25 protein-coding genes are annotated in these 26,488 nt (G+C 70.9%); 9 read left to right on the top strand and 16 right to left on the bottom strand.

Translation table 11 applies throughout. The features are described from left to right. Window positions 1–3 precede the first annotated feature (3 nt). The 8 genes from AB0M47_RS01960 to AB0M47_RS01925 form a co-directional block, all read right to left on the bottom strand. Window positions 4–741 (bottom strand): SDR family NAD(P)-dependent oxidoreductase, encoded by a 738-nt coding sequence (locus tag AB0M47_RS01960; protein WP_363406791.1) that lies wholly within the window; start codon window positions 739–741, stop codon window positions 4–6. A gap of 73 nt (window positions 742–814) precedes the next feature. Next, the gene (locus AB0M47_RS01955) at window positions 815–2,377 is read right to left on the bottom strand and encodes an amidohydrolase (protein ID WP_363406788.1); all 1,563 of its coding nucleotides are present in this window, start codon (window positions 2,375–2,377) and stop codon (window positions 815–817) included. A gap of 74 nt (window positions 2,378–2,451) precedes the next feature. Then, entirely contained in the window at window positions 2,452–3,306 is an 855-nt protein-coding gene (locus AB0M47_RS01950) for a glycoside hydrolase domain-containing protein (RefSeq protein WP_363406785.1), read from the bottom strand. A gap of 172 nt (window positions 3,307–3,478) precedes the next feature. Then, window positions 3,479–4,147 (bottom strand): phosphatase PAP2 family protein, encoded by a 669-nt coding sequence (locus tag AB0M47_RS01945; protein WP_363406782.1) that lies wholly within the window; start codon window positions 4,145–4,147, stop codon window positions 3,479–3,481. An 83-nt stretch (window positions 4,148–4,230) separates the two neighbouring features. Continuing rightward, the gene (locus tag AB0M47_RS01940; RefSeq protein ID WP_363406779.1) at window positions 4,231–5,424 is read right to left on the bottom strand and encodes an ABC transporter permease; all 1,194 of its coding nucleotides are present in this window, start codon (window positions 5,422–5,424) and stop codon (window positions 4,231–4,233) included. Next, window positions 5,421–6,074, bottom strand: coding sequence for an ABC transporter ATP-binding protein (locus AB0M47_RS01935; RefSeq protein ID WP_363406776.1), 654 nt, complete (start codon window positions 6,072–6,074; stop codon window positions 5,421–5,423). The genes AB0M47_RS01940 and AB0M47_RS01935 overlap by 4 nt, the downstream gene beginning before the upstream one ends. Beyond that, window positions 6,071–7,117, bottom strand: a complete 1,047-nt coding sequence (locus AB0M47_RS01930; RefSeq protein WP_363406773.1) for a peptidoglycan-binding domain-containing protein — start codon at window positions 7,115–7,117, stop codon at window positions 6,071–6,073. The genes AB0M47_RS01935 and AB0M47_RS01930 overlap by 4 nt, the downstream gene beginning before the upstream one ends. Then, the gene (locus AB0M47_RS01925; protein ID WP_363406770.1) at window positions 7,114–7,638 is read right to left on the bottom strand and encodes a hypothetical protein; all 525 of its coding nucleotides are present in this window, start codon (window positions 7,636–7,638) and stop codon (window positions 7,114–7,116) included. Before AB0M47_RS01925 ends, AB0M47_RS01930 begins: the two co-directional genes overlap by 4 nt. An 87-nt stretch (window positions 7,639–7,725) precedes the next feature. On the opposite strand from AB0M47_RS01925, the gene AB0M47_RS01920 reads away from it, so the two are divergent. Together AB0M47_RS01920 and AB0M47_RS01915 are read left to right on the top strand one after the other, a co-directional pair. After that, the gene (locus tag AB0M47_RS01920; protein WP_363406767.1) at window positions 7,726–8,370 is read left to right on the top strand and encodes a response regulator transcription factor; all 645 of its coding nucleotides are present in this window, start codon (window positions 7,726–7,728) and stop codon (window positions 8,368–8,370) included. After that, entirely contained in the window at window positions 8,367–9,602 is a 1,236-nt protein-coding gene (locus tag AB0M47_RS01915) for a HAMP domain-containing sensor histidine kinase (RefSeq protein WP_363406764.1), read from the top strand. The genes AB0M47_RS01920 and AB0M47_RS01915 overlap by 4 nt, the downstream gene beginning before the upstream one ends. Window positions 9,603–9,608: 6 nt before the next feature. Here AB0M47_RS01915 and AB0M47_RS01910 read toward each other — a convergent pair whose 3' ends face one another. Both AB0M47_RS01910 and AB0M47_RS01905 read right to left on the bottom strand, forming a co-directional pair. Further along, window positions 9,609–10,826: a HAMP domain-containing sensor histidine kinase gene (locus tag AB0M47_RS01910; protein WP_363406761.1), complete on the bottom strand. Its 1,218-nt coding sequence runs from the start codon at window positions 10,824–10,826 to the stop codon at window positions 9,609–9,611. Then, complete coding sequence (locus AB0M47_RS01905; RefSeq protein ID WP_253761937.1) at window positions 10,823–11,473, bottom strand: response regulator transcription factor; 651 nt, start codon at window positions 11,471–11,473, stop codon at window positions 10,823–10,825. The genes AB0M47_RS01910 and AB0M47_RS01905 overlap by 4 nt, the downstream gene beginning before the upstream one ends. 153 nt (window positions 11,474–11,626) lie before the next feature. Between AB0M47_RS01905 and AB0M47_RS01900 the strand changes: the two genes are divergently transcribed. From AB0M47_RS01900 to AB0M47_RS01885, 4 genes are read left to right on the top strand one after another with little or no spacing between them, the layout of a single operon-like run. Further along, on the top strand, window positions 11,627–12,157 hold the full coding sequence (locus tag AB0M47_RS01900; RefSeq protein WP_363406757.1) for a hypothetical protein: 531 nt from the start codon (window positions 11,627–11,629) through the stop codon (window positions 12,155–12,157). Beyond that, window positions 12,094–13,215: a peptidoglycan-binding domain-containing protein gene (locus AB0M47_RS01895; RefSeq protein ID WP_363406754.1), complete on the top strand. Its 1,122-nt coding sequence runs from the start codon at window positions 12,094–12,096 to the stop codon at window positions 13,213–13,215. Before AB0M47_RS01900 ends, AB0M47_RS01895 begins: the two co-directional genes overlap by 64 nt. Further along, a complete protein-coding gene (locus AB0M47_RS01890) occupies window positions 13,212–13,865 on the top strand; it encodes an ABC transporter ATP-binding protein (RefSeq protein ID WP_363406751.1) in 654 nt (217 codons plus the stop codon). The genes AB0M47_RS01895 and AB0M47_RS01890 overlap by 4 nt, the downstream gene beginning before the upstream one ends. Next, window positions 13,862–15,061 carry an ABC transporter permease gene (locus AB0M47_RS01885; RefSeq protein WP_363406748.1) on the top strand — a complete coding sequence of 400 codons (1,200 nt, stop codon included), beginning with the start codon at window positions 13,862–13,864 and terminating at the stop codon, window positions 15,059–15,061. The genes AB0M47_RS01890 and AB0M47_RS01885 overlap by 4 nt, the downstream gene beginning before the upstream one ends. 234 nt (window positions 15,062–15,295) lie before the next feature. Here the strand turns inward: AB0M47_RS01885 and AB0M47_RS01880 are convergent, their stop codons facing one another. From AB0M47_RS01880 to AB0M47_RS01870, 3 genes are all read right to left on the bottom strand, one after another. Then, window positions 15,296–15,913 carry a hypothetical protein gene (locus AB0M47_RS01880; RefSeq protein WP_363406745.1) on the bottom strand — a complete coding sequence of 206 codons (618 nt, stop codon included), beginning with the start codon at window positions 15,911–15,913 and terminating at the stop codon, window positions 15,296–15,298. Window positions 15,914–16,032: 119 nt separating this feature from the next. Continuing rightward, window positions 16,033–16,671 (bottom strand): transcriptional regulator, encoded by a 639-nt coding sequence (locus AB0M47_RS01875; RefSeq protein WP_363406742.1) that lies wholly within the window; start codon window positions 16,669–16,671, stop codon window positions 16,033–16,035. Then, window positions 16,668–17,063: a DNA-binding protein gene (locus AB0M47_RS01870; RefSeq protein ID WP_363406739.1), complete on the bottom strand. Its 396-nt coding sequence runs from the start codon at window positions 17,061–17,063 to the stop codon at window positions 16,668–16,670. Before AB0M47_RS01870 ends, AB0M47_RS01875 begins: the two co-directional genes overlap by 4 nt. Before the next feature lie 57 nt (window positions 17,064–17,120). On the opposite strand from AB0M47_RS01870, the gene AB0M47_RS01865 reads away from it, so the two are divergent. Together AB0M47_RS01865 and AB0M47_RS01860 are read left to right on the top strand one after the other, a co-directional pair. Continuing rightward, window positions 17,121–18,269, top strand: a complete 1,149-nt coding sequence (locus tag AB0M47_RS01865; RefSeq protein WP_363406736.1) for a PEP/pyruvate-binding domain-containing protein — start codon at window positions 17,121–17,123, stop codon at window positions 18,267–18,269. Window positions 18,270–18,296: 27 nt separating this feature from the next. Then, window positions 18,297–18,908, top strand: a complete 612-nt coding sequence (locus AB0M47_RS01860; protein ID WP_363406733.1) for a histidine phosphatase family protein — start codon at window positions 18,297–18,299, stop codon at window positions 18,906–18,908. Between the two features lie 48 nt (window positions 18,909–18,956). On the opposite strand, the gene AB0M47_RS01855 is transcribed toward AB0M47_RS01860, so the two are convergent. Next, window positions 18,957–22,022 (bottom strand): hypothetical protein, encoded by a 3,066-nt coding sequence (locus tag AB0M47_RS01855; RefSeq protein ID WP_363406730.1) that lies wholly within the window; start codon window positions 22,020–22,022, stop codon window positions 18,957–18,959. 205 nt (window positions 22,023–22,227) lie between these two features. On the opposite strand from AB0M47_RS01855, the gene AB0M47_RS01850 reads away from it, so the two are divergent. Further along, entirely contained in the window at window positions 22,228–24,996 is a 2,769-nt protein-coding gene (locus tag AB0M47_RS01850) for a BTAD domain-containing putative transcriptional regulator (protein ID WP_363406727.1), read from the top strand. Window positions 24,997–25,074: 78 nt separating this feature from the next. Here the strand turns inward: AB0M47_RS01850 and AB0M47_RS01845 are convergent, their stop codons facing one another. After that, window positions 25,075–25,473 carry a hypothetical protein gene (locus AB0M47_RS01845; protein ID WP_363406724.1) on the bottom strand — a complete coding sequence of 133 codons (399 nt, stop codon included), beginning with the start codon at window positions 25,471–25,473 and terminating at the stop codon, window positions 25,075–25,077. Window positions 25,474–25,515: 42 nt separating this feature from the next. Continuing rightward, the gene (locus tag AB0M47_RS01840; RefSeq protein WP_363406721.1) at window positions 25,516–26,418 is read right to left on the bottom strand and encodes a hypothetical protein; all 903 of its coding nucleotides are present in this window, start codon (window positions 26,416–26,418) and stop codon (window positions 25,516–25,518) included. Window positions 26,419–26,488: the final 70 nt, after the last annotated feature.

Genomic DNA, 26,488 nt, shown 5'->3' with positions numbered 1-26,488 from the left:
CGGTTACTGGGCGGTGTAGCCGCCGTCGGTCAGGTAGTAGGACCCGGTGGTGTTCGACGCCCGGTCGGAGGCCAGGAACGCAACGACCTCGGCGACCTCCTCCGAGGTGCCCAGGCGCTTGGTCGGGTGCAGCCCGGCGACGGCCGTCGCGATCTCGTCGGTCAGCAGTGGGGTCTGGATGAAGCCCGGTCCCACGCTGTTGACCCGGATGCCGCGCTCGGCGTACTCCAGGGCGGTGGCCTTCGACAGGCCGACAACGCCGTGCTTCGCCGACACGTATGCCACGGACTGGGCGAAGCCGACCGAGCCGAGAATGGAGGCGACGTTGACGATCGAGCCCCCGCCGGCGGTGAGCATCGCCGGGATCTCGGATCGCATGCAGTAGAAGACTCCGGTCAGGTTGACGCCGATCACGGCGGCCCAGCCGTCGACCGGATACTCGCCGGTCAGCGCCTGCGGGCCGCCGATGCCCGCGTTGTTGACGGCGACGTCGAGCCGGCCGAACGCCTCGACCGCCTTGGCGACCATCGCCTCACACGACGACAGATCGCTCACGTCGGCCTGATGGGCGAGGGCGGCCGCGCCGATGCCCTCCGCCACCTTGGTGGCCGCCGGCAGGTCGCGGTCGGCCACCAGCACCTTGGCGCCGCGCTGGGCGAGCAGCACCGCACAGGCCTCGCCGATGCCGGAACCGCCACCGGTTACGACTGCAACTTTGCCCGCAAAGTCCGGTTCTGTCATAGGGCCGATGCTGCCATCGGATATGGGCGCGGCGAGCGTACATTCCCACATCCGCACAGATCAGCGGCCCTGCTCACGCCCCGCGCTGGTACTTCACCTCGCCACCGACGACGGTCGACAGCACCTGCGTACGGAGGACGGCGGCTGGCGAGTCGGCATAGGGGTCGACGTCGACGGCGATGAAGTCGGCCAGCTGCCCGGGTGCGAGCCGCCCCTTGCGGTCTTCCTCGCCGGCCGCGTACGCCGCGCCGTAGGTGTGCGCCCGGATCGCCTCGGCCATGGTGATGCGCTGCTCGGGCTGCCAGCCGCCGATCGGGCTGCCGTCCGGCCGCGTCCGGGTCACCGCCGCGTACAGGGCCGCGAACGGGTTCGGGTCCTCGACCGGGGCGTCCGAGCCGAAGGCGAGGACCGCGCCGGCGTCCAGCAGGCCGCGCCACGCGTACGAGGCGAGGTCATGCCCGGACAGCAGCGAGTCCACCAGGTCCATGTCGCTGGTGCAGTGGACCGGCTGCATCGACGCCATCACGCCGAGCCGCGCCATGCGCGTCACGTCGCCCGGCTGCAGGTGCTGCGCGTGCTCGATCCGGTGGCGCAGCCCCGGCGTCGGCCCGATCTGCTCGTACGCGTCCAGCACGAGATGGTTGGCCTGGTCGCCGATGGCGTGGGTCGCCACCGCGATGCCAGCCTCGGCCGCCGTACGGAACAGTCGCACCAGCTCGTCGTAGGGCTGGACGGCGATGCCCTGATCGCCGCCGGTCATCGGCCGGCTCGTGTGACAGGTGTGCGAGCCGAGCGCGCCGTCGCTGAAGACCTTCAGCGGGCCGATGCGGTACCAGTCGTCGCCTTGGCCGGTCCGGCGTCCTTCGGCGAGCGCCTTCTCGAAGTGCGGCAGCCGGGTCGCCTTGTGAACCCGCAGCTTCAGGTCCCCGGCCGCCTTCAACTCCAGGTACGCCTGATGGCAGTCCTCGCCGTCGATGTCGTGGACGCTGGTGAGGCCGAGCGCGAGCAGGTTGTCCTGGCCGATACGCAGCAGCCGGCCGAGGTCGGTGGCCGCCATGAACGGGTTCAGCGGATGCATGGCGGTCTCGCGGAGGATCCCGGTCGGTTCACCGGAGGCGTCCTTGACGATGTGCCCGCCGATCGGGTCCGGGGTCGACGCGTCGATCCCGGCCAGCCGCAGCGCGGCCGAGTTCGCCCAGCACGTGTGGCCGTCGACGGTCGGCAGCGCCACCGGGTTGTCCGGGCACACCGAGTCCAGTGCGTACCGGTCGGGCTGCGCGGGCTGGTCCCACACGTTGCTGTTCCAGCGCCCGCCCAGCAGCCACTCACCCGGGCGCAGCCCGGCCGCGCGCTCGGCGACCTTCGCCAGGGCCTCGGCGAGCGACCGCGTTCCGGCCAGGTCGACCGTGGTGAGACCGTGGGCGTACTGGGCGGTGTGGATGTGCGCGTCGTTGAGGCCGGGGATCACCGCCGCCCCGTCGAGGTCGACCAGTTCCGCGGCGGGACCGGCGGCGGCGCGTACGTCGGCTTCGGAGCCGACCGCCAGGATCAGCCCGTCCTCGACCGCGATCGCCTGGGCGGATGGCCGGTCGTCGCCGGTGTGCACGGCGGCATTGCGAAAGACCCGGATGCTCATGCGACGACACCGTACGCTTTTCGCCGCGATGTGATCACCCGGCCGGCCGGTCGGCCGCCGCTGCGGCTGGAGGGTTACTCCGCCGAGCCGAGTTGCAGTTCACCGCCGAGGATGGTCACGGTCGCGGGCAGCGGGCCGACCTTCTCGGCGAGTTCTTCCAGGACGACGAGGATCTGGTCGACCTTCTCCGCGAGCACCTTCTGCTCCGCCTGGATCTCGGCGACCATGGCCAGGGTGCTCTTGGCGTCGCGGGACTGCGATCCGACCGGCCGGGTGGGCAGATCGTTGGTGAACATCGCGTAGTGCAGATCCCTGATCTGCTTGTCGGCCTCTGCGGACATGTCGTCAACTCCCCACTGGCCGTAGTCGGCCTGGTTGGCTCGGTTGAGGTCGACCGTGCCGCCGCCCAGCGACACGCCGTTTCGGTACTGCTCGATGTGGTTGCCGGCGTACCACTGGCCGCTGGACCACGCGTAGGTCTGCCAGAACCAACGGGCTCGGCCGTTCCCGGCGAGGTGCCGGACGATCGAGTACTCGCCGTAGACACCGGTACGGGCGCGGCCGATCACCGAGGCGATGCCGTCGAACGCGGCGTCCAAGGTGGCCCAGTCGCCCGAGGTGGTGTCGAAGTCGACGGAGAAGTAGATCGGCCGATCCGCGGGCATGCCCAGGAGGCGGAAATGGTCGGCGGCCGAGGTCGCCCACGCGACACCGGCGGACCGGCCGCCCAGCAGCCCGTCGGCCGTGCCTTCGGCGTTGGCGACGATCGCGATGCCGGCTGCGGTGAGCTGGCGTACCTCGGTCAGATCGAGGTGCTTCCACGCGCCGCCGGGGCCGCCGTACCGGCACGCGAACACTTTCCCGGCTGCTACGAGCGCCGCGACGCTGGGCCGCTCGGGGGTGGTGTAGTCGACTCCTTCAACGCTCATGATCGGAGATCCCATCCAGGCGATGACCGGCTCGTCGGTGCCGTAGCCGCCGTTCCGGGCCGCCCGCGACTGCCGGTTGCCCGCCCCCGCGTCATCGGCACCGTAACCGACCCACGCCGGGTCCGCACGGCTACGCCGCGCCGATGTTCAGGACCCGACAGTGGCCGGTGGGTCAGCGACCTGATGTGCGATAGCGGTGGAAGATCCGCGCGCCGACGGCGACCGTGCCGAGCCAGGCCAGGGCGAGCAGCCAGCCGCCGATGACGTCGCTCGGATAGTGCACGCCGAGGTACACCCGGGACAGCCCGACGAGGACAGCGGCGATGATCGCCACGGCCCAGGCGGCGACGCGGATCGAGGCACGCTTGGTCAGCAGGCAGAGCAGCCAGGCGAGCAGGCAGAAGCCGACCAGCGACCCGGTGGTGTGCCCGGACGGGAAGGAGTAGCCGACCACGGTGACAGCCTGGTCGGGCGGGCTGGGCCGGGGCCGGGCGACCAGCACTTTGATCGCGTTCGTGAGCAGGTGTACGCCACCGAGCCCGACCAGCGTCAGCACGATCGGATACCAGGACCGCAGCCGCCACGCCACCGCGATGGCGGCCAGCGACACGAGCGGGACGAGCACCTTCGCGTCGCCCAGGGTGGTGATCGCGATCTCCACGGTGGTCAGCGTGGGCGTACGGTGGTCGGCCAGCCAGGCCACGGTCGGGCGGTCGATGACGGTCAGGTCGTCGGCGTCGCCGACCGCGTCCAGCACCTCGACGAACAGCCCGGCCAGGGCCAGCACCGCGAAGACCCCGGCGACGAGCACCAGGGCCTCCGCGGACGCCCACCGGGTCACGCGTTTCCACCAGATCACGGATATCCAGGCCACCACCGCCAAGGATCACATGCGTATCCGTGATCTGCCGCTAAAAGGGGGCGTTACGTGGCGGCGAGGGCCTCGGTGGGGGAGAGCCGGGCGGCCCGCCAGGCGGGGTAGATCCCGGCGCACACCCCGATGATCAGCGTCGCGGCCAGTCCACCGGCCGAGGCCCACGGCGGCACGACCGCTGGCCAGTCCTGATAGGACGCGTACGCCGTGGTCACCCCGATGCCGAGCACCGCACCGCCGGTGCCGCCGAGTCCGGACAGCAGCAGTGACTCGGCCAGGAACTGCAGCCGGATGTGCCGCCGTGTCGCGCCGAGGGACCGCCGCAACCCGATCTCGGCCCGCCGTTCGAGGACCGAGATGACCATCGTGTTGGCCACGCCGACCCCGCCGACCAGCAACGCCACCGCGCCGAGGCCCAGCAGCAGCGCGGTCAGCGTCGCATCGGCGGCCTGCTTGGCGGTCAGCGCGTCCGACGGCCTCGACACCTGCACCTCGTTCGGGTGCTCCGGGTTCGCCGTCCGTGCCAGCACTCCCTTGACGGCGAGCACCGACTCGTCCCGCGTACGCGTGTAGATCGTCACCGGGAAGCCGTCGAACCGCAGTTGGGCCACGGCGACCGGCCAGCCGACCAGCGCTCCGTAATCCAGTTCGGGGGTGAGCGGCACGGGGTGCAGGATGCCGATAACCGTGAACCACTGACCGCCTAGCCACACCTTCACCTCCGGCGTCGCCCGGGGGACGCCGAGCCGTTGGGCGGCAGCCGCGCCGAGTACCACGGCCGGGAACTTCTCGATGGCCGGGTTGAGCCACGCGCCGCTGGCGAGCGAGCCGCCGACGGTGTCGAGCAGATCGTCGCGAGCGGCGAACACGGTGAGGTTCCCGGTCTCGCCTTGTCCCACCTTGTCGCTGCGGAACACGTGGATGTCGGGCAGCCGGGCGGTGGCGCTGGCCGACTCGACCGGGCCGATGCGGCGGACCATGTCGACCGCCGCGGCCGGCAGGTGGGAGGCGTCGCCGTGGATCGTCTGGCCGGGTTCGACCCGCAGCAGGTTGGTGCCGAGTGCGGCGAGCTGCCGGTCGAGTCCGGCCCGGCTGGAGCTGGCGATGCCGACCACGCACACCATCGCGGCGATGCCGATCGCGATGCCCAGCGCGGACAGGAAGACCCGCAGCGGGCGGGTGCGCAATCCGGCCGCGCCCACGCGCAGCACGTCGCGGGGCAGCAGACGCGATGAAGCGGTCATGACAGCACCTGCCCGTCGCGTACCTTGATCTGCCGGTCGAGCCCGGCGGCCACGTCCTGGTCGTGGGTGATCACGACGACCGTGGTGCCGTCCGCGTTCAGCTCCCGCAACAGGCGCATCACCTCCGCGCCCGCCGCCGAGTCCAGGTTGCCGGTCGGCTCGTCGGCCAGCAGCACCTCCGGCCAGCCGACCACGGCCCGCGCGATCGCGACCCGTTGCCGTTCGCCGCCGGACAGCTGATGCGGCTGATGCTCCAGCCGATGCGCCAGGCCCACGCGGTCCAGTGCCTCAGCGGCCCGCCGCCGTCGTTCGCGCTGCCCGACCCCGGCATACAGCAGACCGTCGGCCACGTTCTCCACCGCTGGTACGCCCAACGCGAGGTGGAACTGCTGGAAGACGAAGCCGATGACGCGACCCCGCAACGCCGACAGGTCGGTGTCGGACAGCCGGGCGACGTCGGCGCCCTTGATGCGTACGGTGCCGGTGCTCGGCGTGTCCAGCGCGCCGAGCAGGTGCAGCAGAGTGGACTTGCCCGAGCCCGACGGGCCGACCACCGACACCAGCTCCCCGGCGTCGATGGTCAGCGTCACGTCGCGCAACGCCGTCACGCCGCCGGGATAGGTCTTGCCGACCTGATCGAGGACGATCACGACGGCACCCCCACCTGGGTCTGCTCCGAGAGACCGTCGCCGGTGATCTCGACGCGTCCGTCGGCGAACATGCCCAACCGCACGCTCACGTAGTGGCTGCCGGCCGTGTCGACGATCTGGACGCCGTAGCCGCCCTCGGCCAGGGCGACCAGCGCGGCGACCGGCACGGTGAGCACGTTCTCCGCCTTGGCGGAGGTGATCGAGACGACGACCGGGGCCTCGTCGAGCCCGCCGAGTTTCGACTGGTCGGCGACGGTGACGGTCAATGCGATCGTCGCCGGGTGGTTGGCGTCCGCGCCCGGGGTGGCGACCGTGCCGACCGTGGCCAGTACGCCGTCGACGAGTTGCCCACCGGGCAGCGTGATCTTCGCCGGGTTACCGGTCTTGACGAGGTTCTGCAGAGCGACGTCGAGCGAAACGCTGACGACCCGCGTCGTTCCGTTGTAGGACAGGACCGGGCCGTTGGCGTGGTCGCCGGGATGGGCTTGGACGGCCGCGATCCGGATCGCGCCCGGTGCGACGACGACCGTCGCCGGGTCGAGCACGCCGGTTCGGCTCAGCCCCAGCGCCTTCTGCCACTTCTTCACCGCGGCCGCGGTCGCCGCCGTGTAGCGGGTGTCCACAGTGATCCCGGAGTAGCCGAGCGCGGCGAGGTTGCGTTCGATCTCCTTCACGTCGGCGCCGGTGTCGCCCACGTGCAGCGGCCGGTACAGCGGCAGCGTGCCGTAGAACAGCACGACCGGCAGGTTGTCCGCGCGGTAGACGGCCCGGCCCCGGCTGATCGTCGCGCCCGGTGCAGGCAGCCAGGTCAGCACCGCCCCCGTGGCGGTGCTGACCGGCGTCGGGGGACCGTAGCCGAGCGTTCCGTTGACCTCTTCGGACTGCACCAGGGTCGTCCGGGTGACGGGCGTGGTCGCCTGCTGAGGCGTGTTCCCCTGCGGTGTCTCGGTGCCGCCGCCGATGCCCAGGGCGGCGGCGGCCACGGCGGCGGTGGCCAGCGCGGCCGATCCGGTCACCAGCCCGGTACGCAGCGGCCGCTTCATTTCTTCTTCCCGTCGTCGACGGGCAGCAGGTGCTTGCAGGCGTCCTCGGCCGCCCGGAACTGCGGGTCGGCGTTGAGCTGCGTACGGTTGAGCTGTCCCAGCCGGCCGTTGATCTTCATGTTGCCGTCGGGCAGCGGATCGGTCATCTCGATGCCGTGCTCGCGCATGCAGACCGCGAACGCGCGCAGCTTCTCCATCTCCTCCGGAGACGGGGGCTGGCCGAGGATGCTTTCGCCGAGGAAGCTCTGGCAGGCGTTCGCGGCCGCCTCGAACTGCTCGCGGGTCACGTTTTTCGGCTTGTCCAGTCGCCATTCCTGGCCCGCTACCGGATCGGGGATGTTGACGTGGTGCTCGCGCATGCATCTGGCGAACCCCGCCCGGTCCGGCTCGAACGAGGCTGTCGGGGTCGGCGACGCCGTGCCCTGCACGGTCGCGATGCCGTCGTCGTCGCTGCTCTTGCACGCGGCCAAGGCGAGTGTGGCGAGCGCCGCCGCTGTGGCGATGAGGAGGATTCGTCTCATGCATCGGTGTCTACGCGTACGTCGATGACACGGGCGCTACCGGCGATGTCGGGCGGATGTCATCTCGCGCGGCGCACAATTGCCCGCATGCGGGTGCTGGTCGCCGAGGATCACGTGACATTGGCCGTCCGCGTCGCCGAGGGGCTGCGCGACGCCGGGATGGCCGTCGACCTGGTCCATGACGGGGCGAGCGCACTGGCCGAGGCGGGGCTCACGGCGTATGACGTGATCATTCTGGATCGCGACCTGCCCGCGGTGCACGGCGACGCGGTGTGCCGCACGCTCGCGGGCGGCCCCGCGCGGATCCTGATGCTGACCGCGGCGGCCGAGGTGGACGATCGGGTCGACGGCCTGGAGCTGGGCGCGGACGACTACCTGGGCAAGCCGTTCGCGTTCCACGAACTGGTGGCCCGGGTACGCGCGCTGGCCCGCCGGGCGCCGTCCGCCCCGCCACTGGTGCGTCGCGGGGATCTGGTGGTGGACCGGGCCCGGCATCGCGCGAGCCGGGGGACGCGAGCGTTGTCGTTGACCCGCAAGGAGTTCGGCGTCCTGGAGATGCTGGCGGCGGCCGACGGGGGAGTGGTCAGCGCCGAGGATCTGCTGGAGCATGTGTGGGACGCGCACGCGGATCCGTTCAGCAACATCGTGTCGGTGACGATGACCCGGCTGCGCCGCAAGCTCGGCGATCCGCCGCTGATCGAGACGGTCGTCGGACGGGGGTATCGGTTGTGAACCGGCTGTCGATCCGAGTACGCCTGACCCTGCTGTACTCGGCGGTGTTCTTCGTCTTCGGCGCGATCGTCGTGGGCGTCAGTTACGCGCTGGTCGCGAGCCTGTCGACGGTGGTGCCGCCGTCGTCGACGTCCCCGGGTGCAGTGGGGGCGCGGGAGGGCTCCGAGCGGGACATGTTCTTCATGGAGCATCCCGAGGCGTTCATCGACTACTGCCGGCAGATCGTCGATACCACGACGGACGAGAATCTGCGGCGTAAGTGCGAGTCGGCCTTCCGGGAGGGCGTACGCGCGGGGGCGCAGTCGCAGCGGGACATCACGCTGTCGCACCTGTTGCAGTACTCGGTGATCACGCTGGTGGTGGTGACGTTGCTCGCGGCGCTGGCCGGGTGGCTCGTCGCCGGGCGGGTGCTGCGGCCGGTGCATCAGATAACGGCGGCGGCGCAGGCGGCGTCGGAGCACAACCTGTCGGCCCGGGTCGGGCTGGCCGGGCCGCATGACGAGCTGCGGGAGCTGGCCGACACGTTCGACGCGATGCTGGCCCGGTTGGAGGCGTCCTTCGTCAGTCAGCGGCGGTTCATCGCCAACGCCTCGCACGAACTGCGTACGCCGCTGGCGGTGATGGGCGCGTCCGTCGACGTCGTGCTGGCCAAACCGGCGCCGACGGCCGACGAGCTGCTGGCCATGGGGCGGGATGTGCGTATGGGGGTGGACCAGGCCGAGGCGGTCGTCGGTGCGCTGCTCACGTTGGCCCGCAACGATCACGGCCTGACCGTACGCGATCAGGTGGATCTCGCCACGGCGACCGAGGACGCCCTCGACGGCGTCGACCGCGGCGACCGCGTCGTGCACGCCGACTTCGAACCGGCCGTCACCACCGGCGATCCGGTGTTGCTGGAACGACTAGCGGCGAACCTGATCGACAACGCGGTGCGCTACAACGTGCCCGGCGGCCAGGTGTGGATCAGCACCCGGGTCGACGACGACCAGGCGGTGCTGGAGGTGGCCAACACCGGCGCGGTCGTGCAGCCGGAGCGGGCCGGCGATCTGTTCAAGCCGTTCCAGCGGCTGCACGACGGCACCACCCGGGACGGGCTCGGACTGGGGCTGGCGATCGTCGCCTCGATCGCGTCCGTCCATGGTGGAACCGTCGCGGCGGAGCCACGGCCTGACGGTGGGCTGCTGATTACGGTGTCGCTGCCGGCTTCGCGTTCGGCGCTCGGCGCGCCATGAACATGGTCAATTCTGCGTTGCCATAACGACAGCGAATTGACCATGATCATCGACCGGGAGTGTCACCACGACGGTGAGGCCGCCGCCGTCGTTGGGCATCGCCGTGATCGTCCCGCCGTGCGCCCGCACGATGGACCGCACGATGGCCAGGCCGAGCCCGGTCGAGCGCACCGGCGCCGGTCGCGTCGAAGGCTGGGCGGGCAGCCGCTGGAACGGTTCGAACAGCCGGTCGACGTCGGCCGCCGGGACGATCGCGCCGCTGTTGCTCACCGTGAGCGACACTACGGCCTCGTCGTGGGTGGTGGTGACCGCTACCCAGCCGCCGTCGTGGTTATGGCGTACGGCGTTGTGGACCAGGTTCGCCGCCAGCCGGTCCAGCAGCGCCGGGTCGCCGACGACCGGTGCCGGCCGCAGATCACTGGTGACCGTGAGCGCGGCCTGTTCGGCTTCGTCGTCGGCGTCGGCGAGCGCGGTGGCCGCCGCGACGGCCAGGTCGTGCGGTTCGGCGGCGAGCACGCCGCTGTCGCTGCGGGCCAGGGCGAGCAGCCCGTCGAGGAGCCGTTCGGCGCGCCCGGCCGCCGACAGCACCCGCCGGGCCGACGCCTCCCACTCGGCGGGCGTGCTGTCGCGTCGCGCCAGCTGAACCTCGGCCCCGGTACGCACGATGGCCAGCGGCGTACGCAGCTCGTGCGCGGCGTCGGCGACGAACCGCCGCTGGCTGGTGAACGACGATTCCAGCCGGGTCACCATCTCGTCGAAGGTGTCGGCCAGCTCCTTCAGCTCGTCGCGCGGACCGGTGAGGGCGATGCGTTCGTGCAGCCGGTCCTGCGAGATGCGCCGGGTGGCGGCGGTGAGCGTACGCAGTGGGCGCAGCATCCGGCCGGCGACCAGCCAGCAGATGCCCAGCCCGAGCAGCGCGGCGACGGCCAGCGCGGCCGCTGACGGTCCGGCCGCACTACGGAGGGCGCCGGCACGCAGTTGGGCCGAGAGCGCCTGCTGCACCTCTAACGCGTGCGCCTTCTGTGCGTCCTTGCCGGCCAGGTCGTCGCTGTAATCGTTCTGCGACAACGAGGTCGGCTGCGACTGTTCCGGGTTCGGGCTGCTGATCTGCGCGTACAAGCTGTTGTAAAGCAGGGCGTCGTTGACGGCCAGGACCGTGGCGCAGGTGCCCAGTAGCAGGACGGCGAAGGCGAGCGTGAGCCGCAGGCGGATGGTGGGTTTCACAGCCGGTATCCCGCGCCGACGACGGTTTCGATCAGCGGCGGGTCGCCGAGCTTGCGGCGCAGGCGGGCCACGGTGACCCGCACCGTGGCCGTGAACGGGTCGGCGTGTTCGTCCCAGGCCCGTTCCAGGAGATCCTCGGAGCTGACCACGGCGCCGTCGGCGCTCATCAGGATCTCCAGCACGGCCAGCTCCTTGGTGGTCAGCGGCAGGACCCGGCCGTCACGGGTGACGATCCGGCGGGCGGTGTCGAACGTCAACCCGGCTCGGTGCAGCGTGCGCGGCGCGTTGGCCGACCGCCGCGCCAGCGCCCGCAGCCGCAACACCAGCTCGTCGAAGACGAACGGCTTGGGCAGGTAGTCGTCGGCGCCCAGGCGTAGCCCGGCGACCCGGTCGGCGGCCTCGCCGGACGCGGTGAGCATCAGGATGCGGGCCTCGGCCTCGCCGGCGGCCAACGCGGTGCAGACCTGGTCGCCATGGACACCGGGCAGGTCGCGATCCAGGACGATCACGTCGTAGCGGTTGGCGGCGGCCTTGTGCAACCCGTCCAGCCCGTCCCCGGCCAGGTCGACGGCCATGCCGTGGTCGCGCAGACCCTCCGCGATCTGCTCGGCGAGCAGTTGCTCGTCCTCGATCAGCAGTACGCGCACCGGACCTCCCTCCCCGCCAGTCTCGCCGCCGACGGGTTACACCGGCGTTACAGCCGCTGTGACCGTGGTGTTGCCGCCGCCTTGCTCCACTGAGCCGCACATAGCTCGCCTTTCGCTACCGAGCTGCTGACGGCTCGACTTCGAGGAGGACGGATGCGTACGAGGATATGGGGGATCGTGCTGGTCTCGCTGCTGCTCGCAACTGCGGGCTGCACCGATGACGGGCGACCGTCGGTGGCCAGCGGGGGCACCGCGACGACCACCCCGGCGCCGTCGAGCACGCTGAGCCACTACGACCAGCTGATCGCGTACACGACGTGTATGCGTCAGCACGGCGTGCCGATGGACGACCCGATCGGCACCGGCGACGACGCCGACGAGGGCCACGTCCAGCCCGGCTTCGACAAGGGCAAGGCCGACGCCGCCCTCGCGGCCTGCCAGAGTCTGCGACCGCCCCGGGTCGGCCCCGAGATCGACCTGAAGACCGAGCTGAGCCGCCGGTACGCGCGTTGCATGCGCGAACACGGCGTCGAGCAGTATCCGGACCCCGACGCGCAGGGGCAGACCCGGGTGTCGCAGCAGGTCGGCGAGGACCCCGACTACCCGGCGGCGAAGAACGTGTGCGACCAGCTCACCGACCAGTGGTACGCGTCGGCGGCGGCGACGTTGCGGCCCAGCTCGTGAACCGCCGTACGCGTACCGCGGTGGCGACCGGGGCGATCGCGCTCGTCGCCGGGGCTGCTACCGCCGCCGCCGTCGGCATCGGCGATTCCGGGCCGACCGAGCGCACGGCCGGCGACCTGCCGCCGCAGACGGCCCAGGTGACCCGGCAGACGTTGCAGGACAGCATCGAGGTCATCGGCGACCTGGGGTACGGCGTCGCCGACACCGCGCCGGGCTGGATCGGCGGGGTGGTCACCCGGGTGCCGGCCGCCGGTGCGGTGATCAGCCGGGGGCAGGCCGTCTACCGGGTCGACGATCGGCCCGTCGTGCTGCTGTACGGGACGGTCGCGGCGTACCGGACGGTGGGGCAGGGGGCCGTCGGCAAGGATGTGCGGCAACTGGAGATCAACCTGAAAGCCTTGGGATATCAGGGATTCGACGTCGACGACCGCTTCTCGGCGAGCACTGCGGCGGCTGTACGCCGTTGGCAGCGGGCGCTCGGCCTGACCCAGACCGGCCGAGTGGAGCTGGGCCAGGTGCTGTACGCGGCCGGTCCGATCCGGATCGACACGGTCACGGCCGGCGTGAACCAGCCGACTGGCGGGGGACAGCCGGTGCTCACCTACACCGGGACCGGCCGGACGATCACCGTACGCCTGGAGGTGACCGAGCAGCGGCTGGCGCGGGTCGGCGTACCGGTGAGTGTGCGGATGCCGGACGGCACGCAGACGCCCGGCCGGGTCGACCGGGTGGCCACCGTGGTCGACCAGCCGACCACCGGCGACGCCGCCCCGACGACGATGATCGAAGTCGTCGTCTCACTGCGCGACGCGACCGCCGCCCGGGGCGTCGAGGCCGCGGTCGTCACGGTCGGCTTCACCGCCGCAGAGCACCCGAACGTGCTCACCGTCCCGATCGCGGCCCTGGTGGCGCTGGCCGAAGGCGGCTACGGCGTCGAGGTCGTCGACGGCTCGGCCACCCGATACCTGCCAGTGCGACCCGGCCTGTTCGCGCACGGCCAAGTCGAGGTCACCGGCGACGGGCTGACCGCCGGGATGACCGTCGGGATGCCCGGATGATCGCGCTCACCGAGGTGACCAAGCAGTACGCGGGCGGCGTACGCGCGCTCGACGGGGCGAGCCTGACGATCGAGGCGGGCGAGTTCGTGGCCATCGTCGGACCGTCCGGCTCCGGTAAGTCCACATTGCTGCATCTGGCCGGGACGCTCGACCGGCCCAGCGCCGGTCGCGTGGTGATCGACGGACACGACGTCGCCCGGCTGTCCGACCGGCAGCTGTCGGCGTTGCGAGCGAGCCGCATCGGCTTCGTGTTCCAGCAGTTCCACCTCGCGGCGGGTGTCCCGGCGGTCGACAACGTGGCCGACGGCCTCCTGTACGCCGGAGTACCCGCCCGGTCCCGGCGCGCGCGGGCGCGTACCGCGTTGGAACGGGTCGGCTTGGGACATCGGCTGAACCATGAGCCGCATGCCCTGTCCGGTGGTGAACGGCAGCGGGTGGCGATCGCGCGTGCCGTCGTCGGCGAGCCGGCGCTGCTGCTGGCCGACGAACCCACCGGCAACCTCGACTCCGGCTCCGGCGCAGAGGTGATGGCGTTGCTGCGCAGCCTGCACGCCGACGGGACGACGGTCGTGGTGATCACCCACGATCGCGATGTCGCCGCCGCCACCGACCGACGCGTACGCGTCCACGACGGGCGGGTGATCGCATGAGCACCCTCGCCCCGAGCCGGTTGGCACCCGCCGACGTCGTTCGGGTCGGCGCGGCCGGACTGCGTACGCGCCCGGTCCGGGCCTGGCTGTCGGCGCTGGGCATCGCGATCGGCATCGCCGCGATGGTCGCCGTGGTCGGCATCTCCTCCTCGTCTCGCGAACAGGTGAACCGGGAGCTCGCGGCGCTGGGCACCAACCTGCTGACCGTCTCCACCGGACGGACCGCGACCGGCCAGGACGCCGCGCTGCCGGCCGAGGCCGAGGCGATGATCGGCCGGATCGGCCCGGTGACCCGGGTCTCGGCGATCGGGCGCGTGCCCGGCCTGCGGGTCTACCGCTCCGACAAGATCCCAACGGTGGAGACCAACGCGCTCAGCGTGCTGGCCGCCCGGACCAGCCTGCCGGGCGCCGTGAGCGCCACCGTCCGCCGGGGCGCCTGGCTCAACGACGCCACCGGCCGCTACCCGGCGGCTGTGCTCGGCGCGTCGGCGGCGACCCGGCTCGGCATCGGCCGGCCCAGCCCGGCGGCGGAGATCCTCGTCGGCGGCGTGCGCTTCACCGTGATCGGAGTGCTGTCGCCGGTGCGGCTGGCTCCCGAACTCGACACCGCCGTCCTGATCGGCTGGGACCAGGCCGCGACCGCGTTCCACTTCGACGGGCGGGCCACCACCGTGTACGCACGAGTCGACGACCGCGACATCGAAGCCGTGCACGCGGTCCTCGCCCCGACGGCGAACCCGCGTGCGCCGGGCAACGTCACCGTCTCCCGACCCTCGGAAATCCTCGCCGCACGCCGAGCCACCGACTCTGCGCTCAACGGGCTGCTCCTCGGGCTGGGCGCGGTTGCCCTGCTGGTCGGCGGAGTAGGCGTGGCCAACACGATGGTCATCTCGGTGCTCGAACGGCGGGCCGAGATCGGGTTACGCCGCGCACTAGGCGCGACCCGGGGTCAGATCCGGATGCAGTTCCTCGCCGAGTCACTGCTGCTGTCCGCGCTCGGCGGACTCGGCGGGGTCGCGCTCGGCGTCGCGGTCACCACGGCGTACGCGGCGTACCAGCACTGGCCGTCGGTCGTCCCGGCCTGGGCGAGCGGCGGCGGTCTGGCCGCCACGGTCCTGATCGGCGGCCTGGCCGGCCTGTACCCGGCGATCCGCGCCGCGCGGCTCTCGCCCACCGAGGCACTCGCCGCCCCCTAACAACTGACGCTCCGCGCGTCGCTTTCGCGCCGGCCGGCTGACGCTCCTGACGCTCCGCAGGTCGCTTTCGCGCTGGTCGGCTGCCGCTCCGCGCGTCGCTTTCGCGCTGGATCAGGGTTCCGGGTCGAATCCTGCGCCAAGATTCGACAGAGAACCCTGATCCAGCGAAGCGTGCTCGAGTGGTGCTCGAGTGGTGCTCGAGTGGGCCGGCTGCGCTGCGGGGGCCGACGCTTGTCAGCCTCCTTCGACCCACCACCAGCCGTTGCCGAGATACCGATCGGGCCCGCTGACGCCGCCGGGTGCTGTCACGATGATGGTGTCGCTGTCAGGCGGTTCGGTCAGGTGAACCAGGCCTCCGCCGGCCTCGCCCCGCCAGTTCTCCCACATGGGCAGGTACAGCGCATCCGTAGTCGAACCCATCTGATGATGTGCGTGGCCGTCGATGGACAGGTACCTGAGCTGCCACGGCAACGACGCATTTGTGGGCAGAGTGCCCGTCTGGTGGGCACCGGCCAGTTTGCTCAGACTGTCCTGGTGTAGCCAGAGCTGGCTCTTGAGGTAGATGTCCAGCCAATCGGCATTCCAGACGGCGACAGCGGCCACGATCGCCAGGATCCCCGTGACGGCTGCCCTGGCGTACGCCTTGCGCCCGATGAGCGCCGCCATCGCGAGCACGGTGGTGACAACGGCCAGGATCCAGAACCCCGCGAGAGCCAGCCAGCCGAGCAACCCCAGTACGCCGAAGATCGGCAACGTCAGGTAGTAGAACGCTGCCAATGCGGCCCAGCCGCCGACCGCGGCGAGGAGCCATCTGCCGGTTCGCCGAGCAGGTGGGGCTGCGGAATCTGTCACCACTGCATTCTGGCCCAACGCGCCCGTTGGTAACGAAGGGATCGGTCGCCTGTTACCTGCTCGGCGGGCTGGACCTGATCATGTGCCCGCGGTCTGCGTTTCGGGCCCGCCCTTGATGATCAAGTTGCCGCGGCGGTGCGGGTGAGGCCCAACGTCGCGATGAGGTCTTCGTGCAGCTCGAACCAGACTCGGTGGCAGGAGTCGACGTCGGTGCGGTCGACCCAGCCGCCGTCGCCTGCCACGGCTCGCTGCCGGGCGTTGGCGAAGCGCGAGCCGTAGCCGCGCAACCGCGTCAGGACGTCGCCGAGCCGCTGGGCGAGCGGCCTGAGGGCGAGGTCGATGGCGGCCAGTTCGGCGTGCACGGCAGCGTCCCACGCGGAATCGCTGTGGTCGTTGGCGGCGAGGGGATCGGTGTCGGTCGGCCGTAGCTGCCAATGCGTACAGGCCCGCTGCAAGCGGGTGTTCAGTGGCAGGAACTGCCGGTAGACCTCGCCCACCTCGGATGCACCGCCGACTTGGTCGAGTTCGGCGGCCAGCCGGCGCTCGTTCTCCGTCCGGCCGCGGTCGGTTAGCGACCAACCACCTAGACCGGCGAATTCGGTGTGCGTCACCCAGCCGTACGCTTCGGCGTCGCCGAGCAACTCCTGGGTCAGCGCTTCGTCGAGGGCGTACCGGGCGGCGATCGCTGGGGCGTCGGCGTAGCCGAGGATGCGTACGGCGTGCAGGACCAGCAGATCGGTTGCGGAGTCGTGGCTCACGACTCGGCGTCCTGCCGGGCGGCCAGCCGATGGAAGTGCTGCTGGCAGGCCTGCGGAGAGTTGAACCCCATGGCCTCGGCGATCTGCGCCCACGTCAGTCCCGCGCTGCGGGCCGCGAACAGCAGGCCGCTCTCCAGTGCTTCGACTTCGGCTCGGGCGGCGGGTAGCAGGGTGAGTGCGCTCAGCACGGCGTCGGTGTCCAGGTCCGCCGATCGGTGCAAGGCGAAGTGGACCAGGTCGACGGCCGAGGGCGGCACTGGGGCACGCCGCCAGGGCCGGTCGGCGAGTTGGTCGGCGCCCAGGCTCATCAGCCGCACGGTCGCCGCCCGCTCGTCGCGGGCTTGGCTTTGATCAGCCTGACTGGTACGCGCGGCGTCCTGCTTGCGGGGCATGACGCCGATCCTGCAGAATCAACAAGTTGTTGTCAACATTATGTTGAAGGTGTCTCGATGATCGTCCCGTTGGCGCAGGCCACCGTGTCGAGCTGCGGAGCGAAGGCGGCCGCGCTCGGCGTACTGCTGCATGCTGGTCTGCCGGTGCCGGACGGCTTCGTCGTGCCGTTCGACGCGTACCGCCGGGCAGAGGGGAAGGCCGACGCAGCGCTGCCCGCCGATCTGGTCGAGGCGCTCCGGCGTGGGCTGGACGAGCTCGGTGATCCACCGGTCGCGGTTCGGTCCTCGGCCGCGCACGAGGACTCCCCAACTGCGTCGGCCGCCGGGCAATACGACAGCGTCCTCGGCGTACGCGGTGTCGGCGCGGTGGCGCAAGCGATCCGGGCTTGCTGGGCTTCGCTGCACTCCGCTCGGGCGGTCGCGTACCAGGAGGTGGCCGACTCCGAACCGGCGATGGCGGTGCTCATCCAGCGGCTGGTCGACGCAGATGTCGCCGGGGTCATGTTCACCGGCGGTCCGGACGGCTCGACCGCCATCGAGGCGTCGTGGGGGCTCGGCCCGAGCGTGGTCGGCGGCGTCGTCACGCCCGATGCGTACCAGGTGATGGACGGCGTGGTCAGCGTGACCGTCGGCGACAAGCGGTTCCGGCTGGACCGGCGGGCCGATGGGTTGGTTCGTGACATCGTGCCGGGGTCGGACCGGGATCGGCCGTGTCTGGACGACGCGACCGCCGTCCGGCTCGCCCGGCTGGGCGACGTCGTCGCGGGACTGTCCGGTGCACCGCAGGACATCGAGTGGGCGATCACCGGCGAAACGATCTGGCTGCTGCAATCCCGGCCGATCACCGTCGCGCCACCGGCGGCGCTGTTGTCGACTTCAGACCCGGCGGGCGCGTTCACCGGCACACCGGCCAGCCGGGGTTCGGCGACCGGCGTCGCGCGTGTCGTCCATGGCCCGGCCGACTTCGGCCGCCTGCATCCGGGCGACATCCTCGTGTGCCGGTACACCGATCCCGCGTGGACGCCGTTGTTCCGCCTTGCCGCTGGGGTCGTCACCGAGACCGGTGGCGTGCTGTCTCATGCGGCGATCGTCGCCCGGGAGTTCCGGATCCCGGCTGTGCTCGGCCTGCCGCAGGCCATGACCGTGCTCCGCGACGGAACCCTCATCACCGTCGACGGAACCACCGGAACCGTCACGGCGCACTAATCCACCCACCTGAGAGGACTGGCGCGTATGCGAACGCGGCATCTCTACCTCGCCCGCCACGGCCATGCCGACGCCCTCGGCGACCTCACCGAGGACGGCCGGGCGCAAGCGAGCCTGCTCGGCCGACGCCTGGCGGCCGTCCCCGCCGCGGTCATCTGGCACTCCCCGGTGCCACGGGCCGTCGCGACCGCGCGGCACATCGCGGAGCACCTGCCCGATGCGATCGTGGCCGAAGCAGACGAACTCGCCGATCACGTGCCCTACATCCCCATCGCCGACGAGACGCCGTCGGCCTGGCGTGGCCGATTCGACGGCTCGAGTGCCGAGGACGTCGCCGATGCCTCCCGTCGGGCTACCGCGCTGCTTGCTCGGTTCGCCACCGCCGAGCCGGTGCCGGGCATTCCAGCGGCGGACACTCACGAGATTCTGATCAGCCACGCCCCGCCGATCGCCTGGCTGGTCCGGGACGCGCTGGGCGCGCCACCGTCGCGATGGCTCGGCCTGGACAGTGCGAACACGGCCCTGACCATCGTCCGCTACCGGACCGGAGAACCTCCCGCGCTCGTCGTCTTCAACGACCAGAGCCACCTGCCGCCCGAGCTGCGCTGGACCGGCTTTCCTCGGACGGTGGTGCAATGAGGAGGGTCCGGCCGCCTGTGGCGACCGGACCCGGGATCACTGGGTGAATCAGGCGTGGCGAATGAAGGAATTGGCCAAGGTCAGGTCCTCCATGATCGAGACCACGTCGGGCAGGCCCTCGATGTACGTACCGTCGGCCAGTTCCCGTGAGTGCGCCTCGTAGCGGGTGGCGAGCACGTTGGTGCGGTGCTGGCCGATGCCCAGCAGGCAGTCGCCGACCGGGTCGCCGCTGGCGCCGGGAGCCCCGTTGGCGGTGCAGCCGTTCCAGACCGTCGTCTGGTTCGCCATCGGGTCGACGAGCTGCGCGCCCTCGGCGCACGCCCCGCCCGGCCCGGTCAGCGAGCAGCCGGCGTAGTTGGTCTGCGCCCGGAGGAACGCCTGGCTCATCGTGTTGATGCCGTCCAGGTCGGACGGCAGCCGCTCGCCGCCGACGGTGAGCAGGCTGAGCAGTTCGTCCTGGCTCATCGCCTTGGCGAAGCCCACCTGCGTGTACGCCCGGAGCATCGCCACCGCCCGGGTGAGGCGGGTGTTGGCGGCGAACAGGGGGACGTTGGGCGACCCGAGCGCGGTGACGACGGCGTTGTAGTACGCCTTCTGCCGCCCGGTCAGGTACTCGTTCATCCGGTTGCGGGCATAGGTCGCGGGGGTCTCGTCGGTCTGGGCCGTCGCCCCAGCGGTGAACCCGGCGAGGTACGACGCGTCCCACTTGTTCAGGTAGTAGGTGAGGTTGTTGCAGAAGCCGCCGGGCGCGCCGGTGACGTAGCTGCGGCAGATCTCACCGAGGTACCACGACGAGTGCCAGCTGCGGTAGTCCCACTCCTGGCCGCCCCAGGTGACCTTGATCTTGAAGGTCATGTCCAGGTCGGCGTACGTGTGGTTGAACTTGTAGTCCTCGGCCGTCTCCACGTTGGCGAAACTGGCCGTGTAGCAGAGCCGCACCACGGGCTGCTGCGGGTGGGCGTACTTGGCGAACTGCAACGCGCTGGGCGCCTGGGTGATCGACATCGTGGACGGCCGGGTCAGCGACGGCGTCGCGCCCGTGCACGGTCCGACCTTCGCCGGATCGGTCAGCTGGGCCGCCGAGTTCAGCGACTGGTCGGCGTTGCGGAACATGTCGTAGATCTTGTTGTCGGGGTTGGCGCCCCGGATCGCGCCCAGCTCGGCCGAGAACGACTGCAACGCGGTGCGGTACTCGGCCATCGCGTTGGTGAACAGGGCGTTGGTCCGGTTGCCCTGAGCGTCCGGTGTGGAGCGGGGTGCGCTGAACCGCCGGGCGGCGGCCAGAATGCCCTGACCCTTGGCGAGGATCCCGTTGGTCTGGCTCTCGCTGACCTGGACGGCGTAGTTCGGGTTCTCCGCCACCATCCGGGCGTACGCCCGAGCCGACATCGTCCACGGCGCGATCGCGGCGGGCTTCTGGTCCGACGACCGGGTTCCGCCGTAGTACCTGGCCGCGTACCAGTCGAGGTAGTCGATGGCGGTGGCCGGGCCGGTGTCGCCGTCGTCGAAGGCCCGCGTCATCGTCACCGGGTCTTGACCCTCGTACTGGGACTCGACGAACGGGAAGAAGGGCGTGTCGTAGGCCTTGTACGTGGTGGCCATGACGTCCAGCTCGTTCACGGTGTTCTGGTATTCGAGATAGGTCTGGATCGGTTCGTTGTAGGTGTACTTGTGACCCACATACTGGTTGATCGCGACGATGGCGTCATGCATCTCGGCCTTCGCCAGGGCCCGGACGATGGCCGTGCCCCAGTTGTCGACCTTGACGTTGAGCGCGTAAAGCTCCTGCTCCAGGTAGGTCAGCTCGGCGAGCGTCGCGTGCTGGAGCCCGATGACCTGGTCGAACCGGTCCAGCATCGACCCGTACATGACGGTCAGCGCGTGGTCGACGCGGTCGAATCGGGAGGTCATCGTGGTGGCCAGCTGACCGACCTGGTCGCGCAGCTTGTGGATCTCGTCCATGAGTAACTGATCGGGGGTCGGCCCGTCGGCGAAGACCGGCAGCAGCGCACCGATCGCGCCGAGGATGTTGCCGGTCAGCGCCACCGTGCTCATCGAGGTCAGCGCCTGGGCCAGGCTCAGACCGGCGATCGACGGGATGTACTTGTTGATCGCGGTCGCCACCTGCATCAGCGACTTGCCGACCCCGCCGACGATCCGCCCGGCGGTCGGGTCGGCGAAGCCGAGTGCCGTGGCGAGCGCCTGGATCGCCATGCCGGCGGCGTCGATGTCTTTCTGCCGGTTGACGGCGGCTTCCCGCTGTGTGCTGAAGGTGGCCGGACTCGGAGGCGTCGTCGTGGAGGTCACGGGGAACTGCTGCCCGAGTTGGCCCACCTGGCCGATGAGCTGGGCGTTCTGAGACTCCAGCCGGGTGATCGCGGAGACGATCTGCGCTCGCGCCTCGGTGATGTAGTTCTCGGTGTTGTTGGCGTGCTCCAGCAAGGCGTTGACGTTCATCCAGGTGGCGATCGCGGGATCGGCGGCGAGCTGCTCCTCCGACGCGGTCGACAGCACGCCGAGGCGCGCACCGAAGTTGCTGTCCCAGGCGGTGGCGAAGGTCGGATCACCCTGCGCCTGCGTCGTGATCCGGCGCCAGATCATGTCCTGCACCGGGTAGAACCGCTCGAACTGGTCGTAGGAGAACTGCGCCGTCGCGACCTGGTTGATCCGTTCGCTGTAGTCCTTGCTCACCGGCCCGACCGTCATCTCGAGCAGTTCCTTCATGATCGGCGCGCCGACCGCCGCCTGCGGCCAGGCCGACATCATGGTCAGCACGTGCGGCAACGCCTCATAGGTCTGCAAGGCGAAGTCGGTGCCGTCCAGGTGGCCGTCATACCACTGGCTCATCAGCGCCGCGTGCGCCAGGATCTCGTCCTTGGTCTTGGCCGGGAACCGCTGGTGGTAGCCGAGCATCTCGGCGCTCAGCACCAGATCCTTCAGTCCTTGCGCGCCCTGGGTGCGGGAGTGCACCGATGCGACGAACAAATCGTCGCGCAACTGCTGTCCCTCGATCTCCACCGGGTCGGCGTACGCGGCTGTGCTGACCGCGAACACCGCGGCGACCGCGACAGTGGTCGCGATGGCGACCCTTCGCAGGTTGGCCGTGAGTCTCACGTTACGTCCCTTCTAGATGGCGAGGCACGGTCGTGCTCGCTTCGCCAGGACAGCGGACGCGACTTGGGAACGACTTGGGCCAGACATCGACGACTGTGCGCTCACCTGGGGGCCGTGACGTAGGCCACGCTCGGGTTGTCGATTTCTCGACGAAGCAACGAAAGCGATGGAACCAACCGGGGGAGAGGCCGTACTTTGCGTTCCCATGTCCACAGTTGAGATTCGAGTCCTCGGCAGTCTCAGCGTCCTCGTCGACGGCGCCGAGGCGCCGCTGGGCGGTCCCAAACAGCGGGCGGTCCTGGCCAGCCTGCTGCTGGCCCGGCCGCGCTCGGTCTCGACCGCCCGGGTCGTCGATGACGTGTGGGACGGTGAGGCCGCGCCGTCGCCGACCACCCTGCACGCGTACATCGCCGAGTTGCGGCGTGTGCTGGAACCCGGCCGGCGCGTACGCACGGCGGCCCGGGTGCTGACCACCGAAGGCAACGGGTACGCCCTGCGCGTGGACGCCGCCCAGGTCGACAGCGCCGAGTTCGCCCGGCTGGCCGCCGACGGAGCGCGGCTGGTGCGCGACGGCGACTGCGCGGCCGCCCTCACCGCGCTCGACGCCGCCATCGCGTTGTGGCGCGGGCCGGCGTACGGGGATCTGGACGGCTTCGCCTTCCTGGCCGCGGAGATCCGCCGCCTCGAGCAGTTGCACGACACCGTCACGCTCGACCGCTTCGAGGCGATGACCGGTCTGGGCCGGCACGGCGAACTGCTCGGCGACCTGGACGCGTACACGGCCGAGCATCCGCTGGCCGAGCGCGGCTGGCGGCTGTACTCCTTGGCGCTCTACCGAGCCGGTCGGCAGACCGACGCGCTCGACGTGCTGCGTACCGCCGAGGATCAGCTGGCCGACAGCTTCGGGCTGGACGCCAGTCCGGTGCTGCGGGATCTGCGTACGGCGATCCTGCGGCACGACCCGCAGTTGACGCTCGCTTCCGTCACGCAGTCGGAAACGATTCCGAACCTGCCGCATCCGGTGTCGTCGTTCATCGGCCGCGACAGCGAACTGACCCTGGTGGCCCACGCGCTTTCCGGGTCCCGGCTCGTCACCGTCACCGGCCCGGCCGGCATCGGCAAGACGCGCCTGGCGATCGAAGCCGCCCATCGCCTGCCCGGCCCGGACGGCCCCTGGTTCGTCGACCTCGCCGACCTGCGTCAGCCCGAACTGGTCCCCACCCAGATCGGTCAGGCGCTGGGCGTACCGGCCGAAGCGCTGACCCACGTGCTCGCCGCCCGGCAGACGGTCATCGTCGTCGACAACTGCGAGCACCTCGTCGACGCCGTCCGGGACTGGTGCGACCAGATCCTCAGCCGCTGCCCCGGCGTGCGCGTCCTGGCCACCAGCCGCGAAGCGCTCGGCATCACCGGCGAGGTCATCGCCGACCTGCCGCCGATGACCACCGAGGCCGCGCGGCTGTTCACCGACCGGGCGGCCAACGCCCTGCCGGGCTGGACACCGGACGCCGACGAGTCACGGCTCATCGACCAGATCTGCGTCCAGCTCGACGGGCTCCCGCTGGCGATCGAACTGACCGCCGCCCAGTGCCGCGTGCTGTCGCTGAGCCAGCTCGCCGCCGGGCTGCCAGGCCCCGTGGCGCCGGCCGAACCCGACCGCGCCGCCCGCCACCGCGACCTCAACCTGGCCATCGCCGTGAGCTACGACCTGCTGCGACCCGCCGAGCGCGCGCTGTTCGAGCGGCTCAGCACGTTCGCGGGCCGCTTCGATCTCGATGCCGCAGCGCAGGTCACGGGCACGTCCGACGCCCTGCCCTCGGTGGCCGAGCTGGTGCGCAAGTCACTGCTGCGCGTCGAATACGGCCCCGGACCCCGCCGCTACCGCATGCTCACCGCGCTACGCGCGTTCGCAGCCGCCAGACTGTCCACCAGCGACACCGCCGAACTCGCGGCCCGGCATCGGGTCTGGGTCACCGGCTGGGTCGAGGCCGCGGAATCCGGCCTGCGAGGATTTGAAGCGTACGCGGAGATCCGCCGACTGGAAGCCGATCAAGCCGAAGCCCGAGCGGCGCTCACCTCGGCCCTGCTCGACGGCGATGGACACACCGCACTGCGCATCGCGGCCGCCCTGCACTGGTTCTGGTATCGGCGCGGCCACATCACCGAAGGCCTCACCTGGCTGCAGTCGGCGCTGGACCTGGCCCGCGACGCGCCCGACTCGCTGCGCGCGCGGGCGCTGCTCGCCGTCGCCGGACTGAGCTATCTGCGTGGCGACGCGGCCACTGCGATCGCCGCCGCCGAACAGGCGCACGAGGCCGCCCAGCGCGCCCACGACCGGCTCACCACCACGTACGCGGTGATGCACCTGGGGCATTTCCGTTCCCTGCTCGGCGACCTCGACACCGCGTACGCCCACGCCGTCCTGGCCGAACGACACGCTCGGGCGTTGCGCGTACCGTGGCTGCACACCGAGAGCCTGATGGTCCTCGGCAGTGTTCACCGCCTGCGCGGCGACACCGCGCGAGCCCGCACCGACCTCGCGGCCGCGATCAGGACCGGGCAACGCTGCGGCCATCAATGGGCGACCGGTTCCGCGGCGTGGACCGCGATGAAGTCGGCGATCGACGCGGGCGAGCCGGAAGCGGCTCTGGCGATGGCCGCGGACATCGTCGCCCCGTTGGAGGCGGACCTGGATCTCACCGCGTGGCTGGTCCTGGCGCACACCACGGCCGCGGCCTTCGCCCACAGCGGCCGGCCCGAATCGGGCGCGTTGCTGCTGGGCGCGATCCAGGCGCTCGGCGGCCACGTCGGGTTCTCGCCGGAGCTGATGGACCCGGTCGACGGTCCACGTGAAGCCGCCGCCGTACGCAGCTCGCTGTCCCCCGATGTGCTCGCCGACCTCGTGGCGCAGGGCGCGCAGCTGAGCCGGGCGCAGGCCAGTGAGATCATCGCGGGCGTCGGCGCAGCGGTGTGACGGAGGCGGAACGTGTCGGAGCATCTGATCGAGGACCTCGTGGCCGACTCGGTGCGGATCGAGTAATCCCGGACGGCGCTACACGGTCATCGTCACGCCGTCCCACGTGTTCGTCGCGCTGTCGTAGCCGGACAACGAGCACCCGTAGCCGACGCGGGCCTGCCCGTCCGGGGTGGCGTCGCCGCGTACCCACGCCGCGTATCGGCCGGATTCGTCCGTGCCCACGAGGTAGCTGTCCGCGAAGCCAATCTGAACGGCATGCCCGGCGCGGCGGACCAACTCTCGCTCCACCACGGTGCGGCACTTGGCCTGCGCCGCCGGGCCGGCGCCGTCCGGTGGCGTAGGAACGCCATATCGCCGTGCCGCGTACCAGCCGAGCGACCCGGCCGCCGCCGCCGTCACGATGATGGCGAGTGTGATGGCGAACCACCGGCGTCGCGGTCGCTTCGGCTCGGCCTTCGCCGTCTGTGCGCGCACAGTCAGACAGTAGTGAGGAACCGCAAGATCTGTCGCAGCCCGCTACGGGCCGGGCCACTGCCAACTGATGCCGTACGCCCCGGGAGCGGGGTCGAGCGTGACGTACTGGAACGCCTGGATCTGTTCGTACGGGCCGGTTTCGGAGGCGGTGAGCAGCGGCGCGTCGACCGTCGGCTGGAAGTGGCCGACGCACCGCACCGGTACGCGCCTCGGGTCGAACACGACGCGCAGCGCCACATCTCGGCAGGCCCGGCCGATCTCCACCCGGACGTAGGTGTCGAGCTGACCGGGCGGGTAGCGCAGGCCGAACTCGACCATCGCCGTCTCGCCCGCCCGCAACGGCCGATCGAGCAGGAACTCGAAGACGCAGGTGGAAGTGGGCACATCGGCACGGAACCGGCCGGGGTGGCAGCCTTCGGTGAAGGTGACGGCCGGTGGTTGCGGCAGGGTCACGCACCGGGTGAGGAACAGGAATCGGCGTAAGCCGTCGCGGCGGGCTCGGATCAGGCGATGGACCCGGATCGCGGCCTCATGACCGTGCTCGTCGACCCGGTACGTGAAACTCTGCGAGAGCTTGACCGGATCGGCCAGGTCGGCCCGCGTCGCGTCCAGCTTGGCCAGAGCACGCAGAACCGCGTCGGGCTGATGCCAGAACAGGTTCGGCGGCCGCACGTCGGGCGGCAACGCCACGGCCCGGCGGCCCCGGGGCAGGCGCGGCCCGAGCAGCGCCGCGAGCGCGCCCGGCGGCTCGCCGAGGACTTCCTCCAAAGTGGCCAGGGCGGCCAGGGAAGAGACCCGTTCCGGCCGGTTGCCGCCGTTCTGCCAGTAACTGAGCGCGCTGGCGCTGACCGGCGTCCCGCGCTCGCGGAGCACCTCCGCCAGCTCGTCGAGGCTGCGGCCGCTGCGCTGGACGGCGACCCGCAACGCATCCCCGAACGCGGTCAAGCCGGCCTCCATCCCCATCAGGACGGTACATCCAGAGTTATCCAGATGGCTATGGCCGTTACTCGTTGAC

The organism is Hamadaea sp. NPDC051192 (genome assembly GCF_040682475.1).
GTDB classification, from domain to species: domain Bacteria; phylum Actinomycetota; class Actinomycetes; order Mycobacteriales; family Micromonosporaceae; genus Hamadaea; species Hamadaea flava.
This window is presented reverse-complemented; position numbering and strand designations above follow the sequence as displayed.

Coding starts and splice junctions, on each gene's coding strand:
- AB0M47_RS01890 (WP_363406751.1), top strand. CDS start 13,212: ATGATCGCGCTCACCGAGGTGACCAAGCAGTACGCGGGCGGCGTACGC.
- AB0M47_RS01955 (WP_363406788.1), bottom strand. CDS start 2,377: ATGAGCATCCGGGTCTTTCGCAATGCCGCCGTGCACACCGGCGACGAC.
- AB0M47_RS01925 (WP_363406770.1), bottom strand. CDS start 7,638: ATGAGACGAATCCTCCTCATCGCCACAGCGGCGGCGCTCGCCACACTC.
- AB0M47_RS01960 (WP_363406791.1), bottom strand. CDS start 741: ATGACAGAACCGGACTTTGCGGGCAAAGTTGCAGTCGTAACCGGTGGC.
- AB0M47_RS01930 (WP_363406773.1), bottom strand. CDS start 7,117: ATGAAGCGGCCGCTGCGTACCGGGCTGGTGACCGGATCGGCCGCGCTG.
- AB0M47_RS01940 (WP_363406779.1), bottom strand. CDS start 5,424: ATGACCGCTTCATCGCGTCTGCTGCCCCGCGACGTGCTGCGCGTGGGC.
- AB0M47_RS01885 (WP_363406748.1), top strand. CDS start 13,862: ATGAGCACCCTCGCCCCGAGCCGGTTGGCACCCGCCGACGTCGTTCGG.
- AB0M47_RS01920 (WP_363406767.1), top strand. CDS start 7,726: ATGCGGGTGCTGGTCGCCGAGGATCACGTGACATTGGCCGTCCGCGTC.
- AB0M47_RS01950 (WP_363406785.1), bottom strand. CDS start 3,306: ATGAGCGTTGAAGGAGTCGACTACACCACCCCCGAGCGGCCCAGCGTC.
- AB0M47_RS01865 (WP_363406736.1), top strand. CDS start 17,121: ATGATCGTCCCGTTGGCGCAGGCCACCGTGTCGAGCTGCGGAGCGAAG.
- AB0M47_RS01870 (WP_363406739.1), bottom strand. CDS start 17,063: ATGCCCCGCAAGCAGGACGCCGCGCGTACCAGTCAGGCTGATCAAAGC.
- AB0M47_RS01860 (WP_363406733.1), top strand. CDS start 18,297: ATGCGAACGCGGCATCTCTACCTCGCCCGCCACGGCCATGCCGACGCC.
- AB0M47_RS01850 (WP_363406727.1), top strand. CDS start 22,228: ATGTCCACAGTTGAGATTCGAGTCCTCGGCAGTCTCAGCGTCCTCGTC.
- AB0M47_RS01900 (WP_363406757.1), top strand. CDS start 11,627: ATGCGTACGAGGATATGGGGGATCGTGCTGGTCTCGCTGCTGCTCGCA.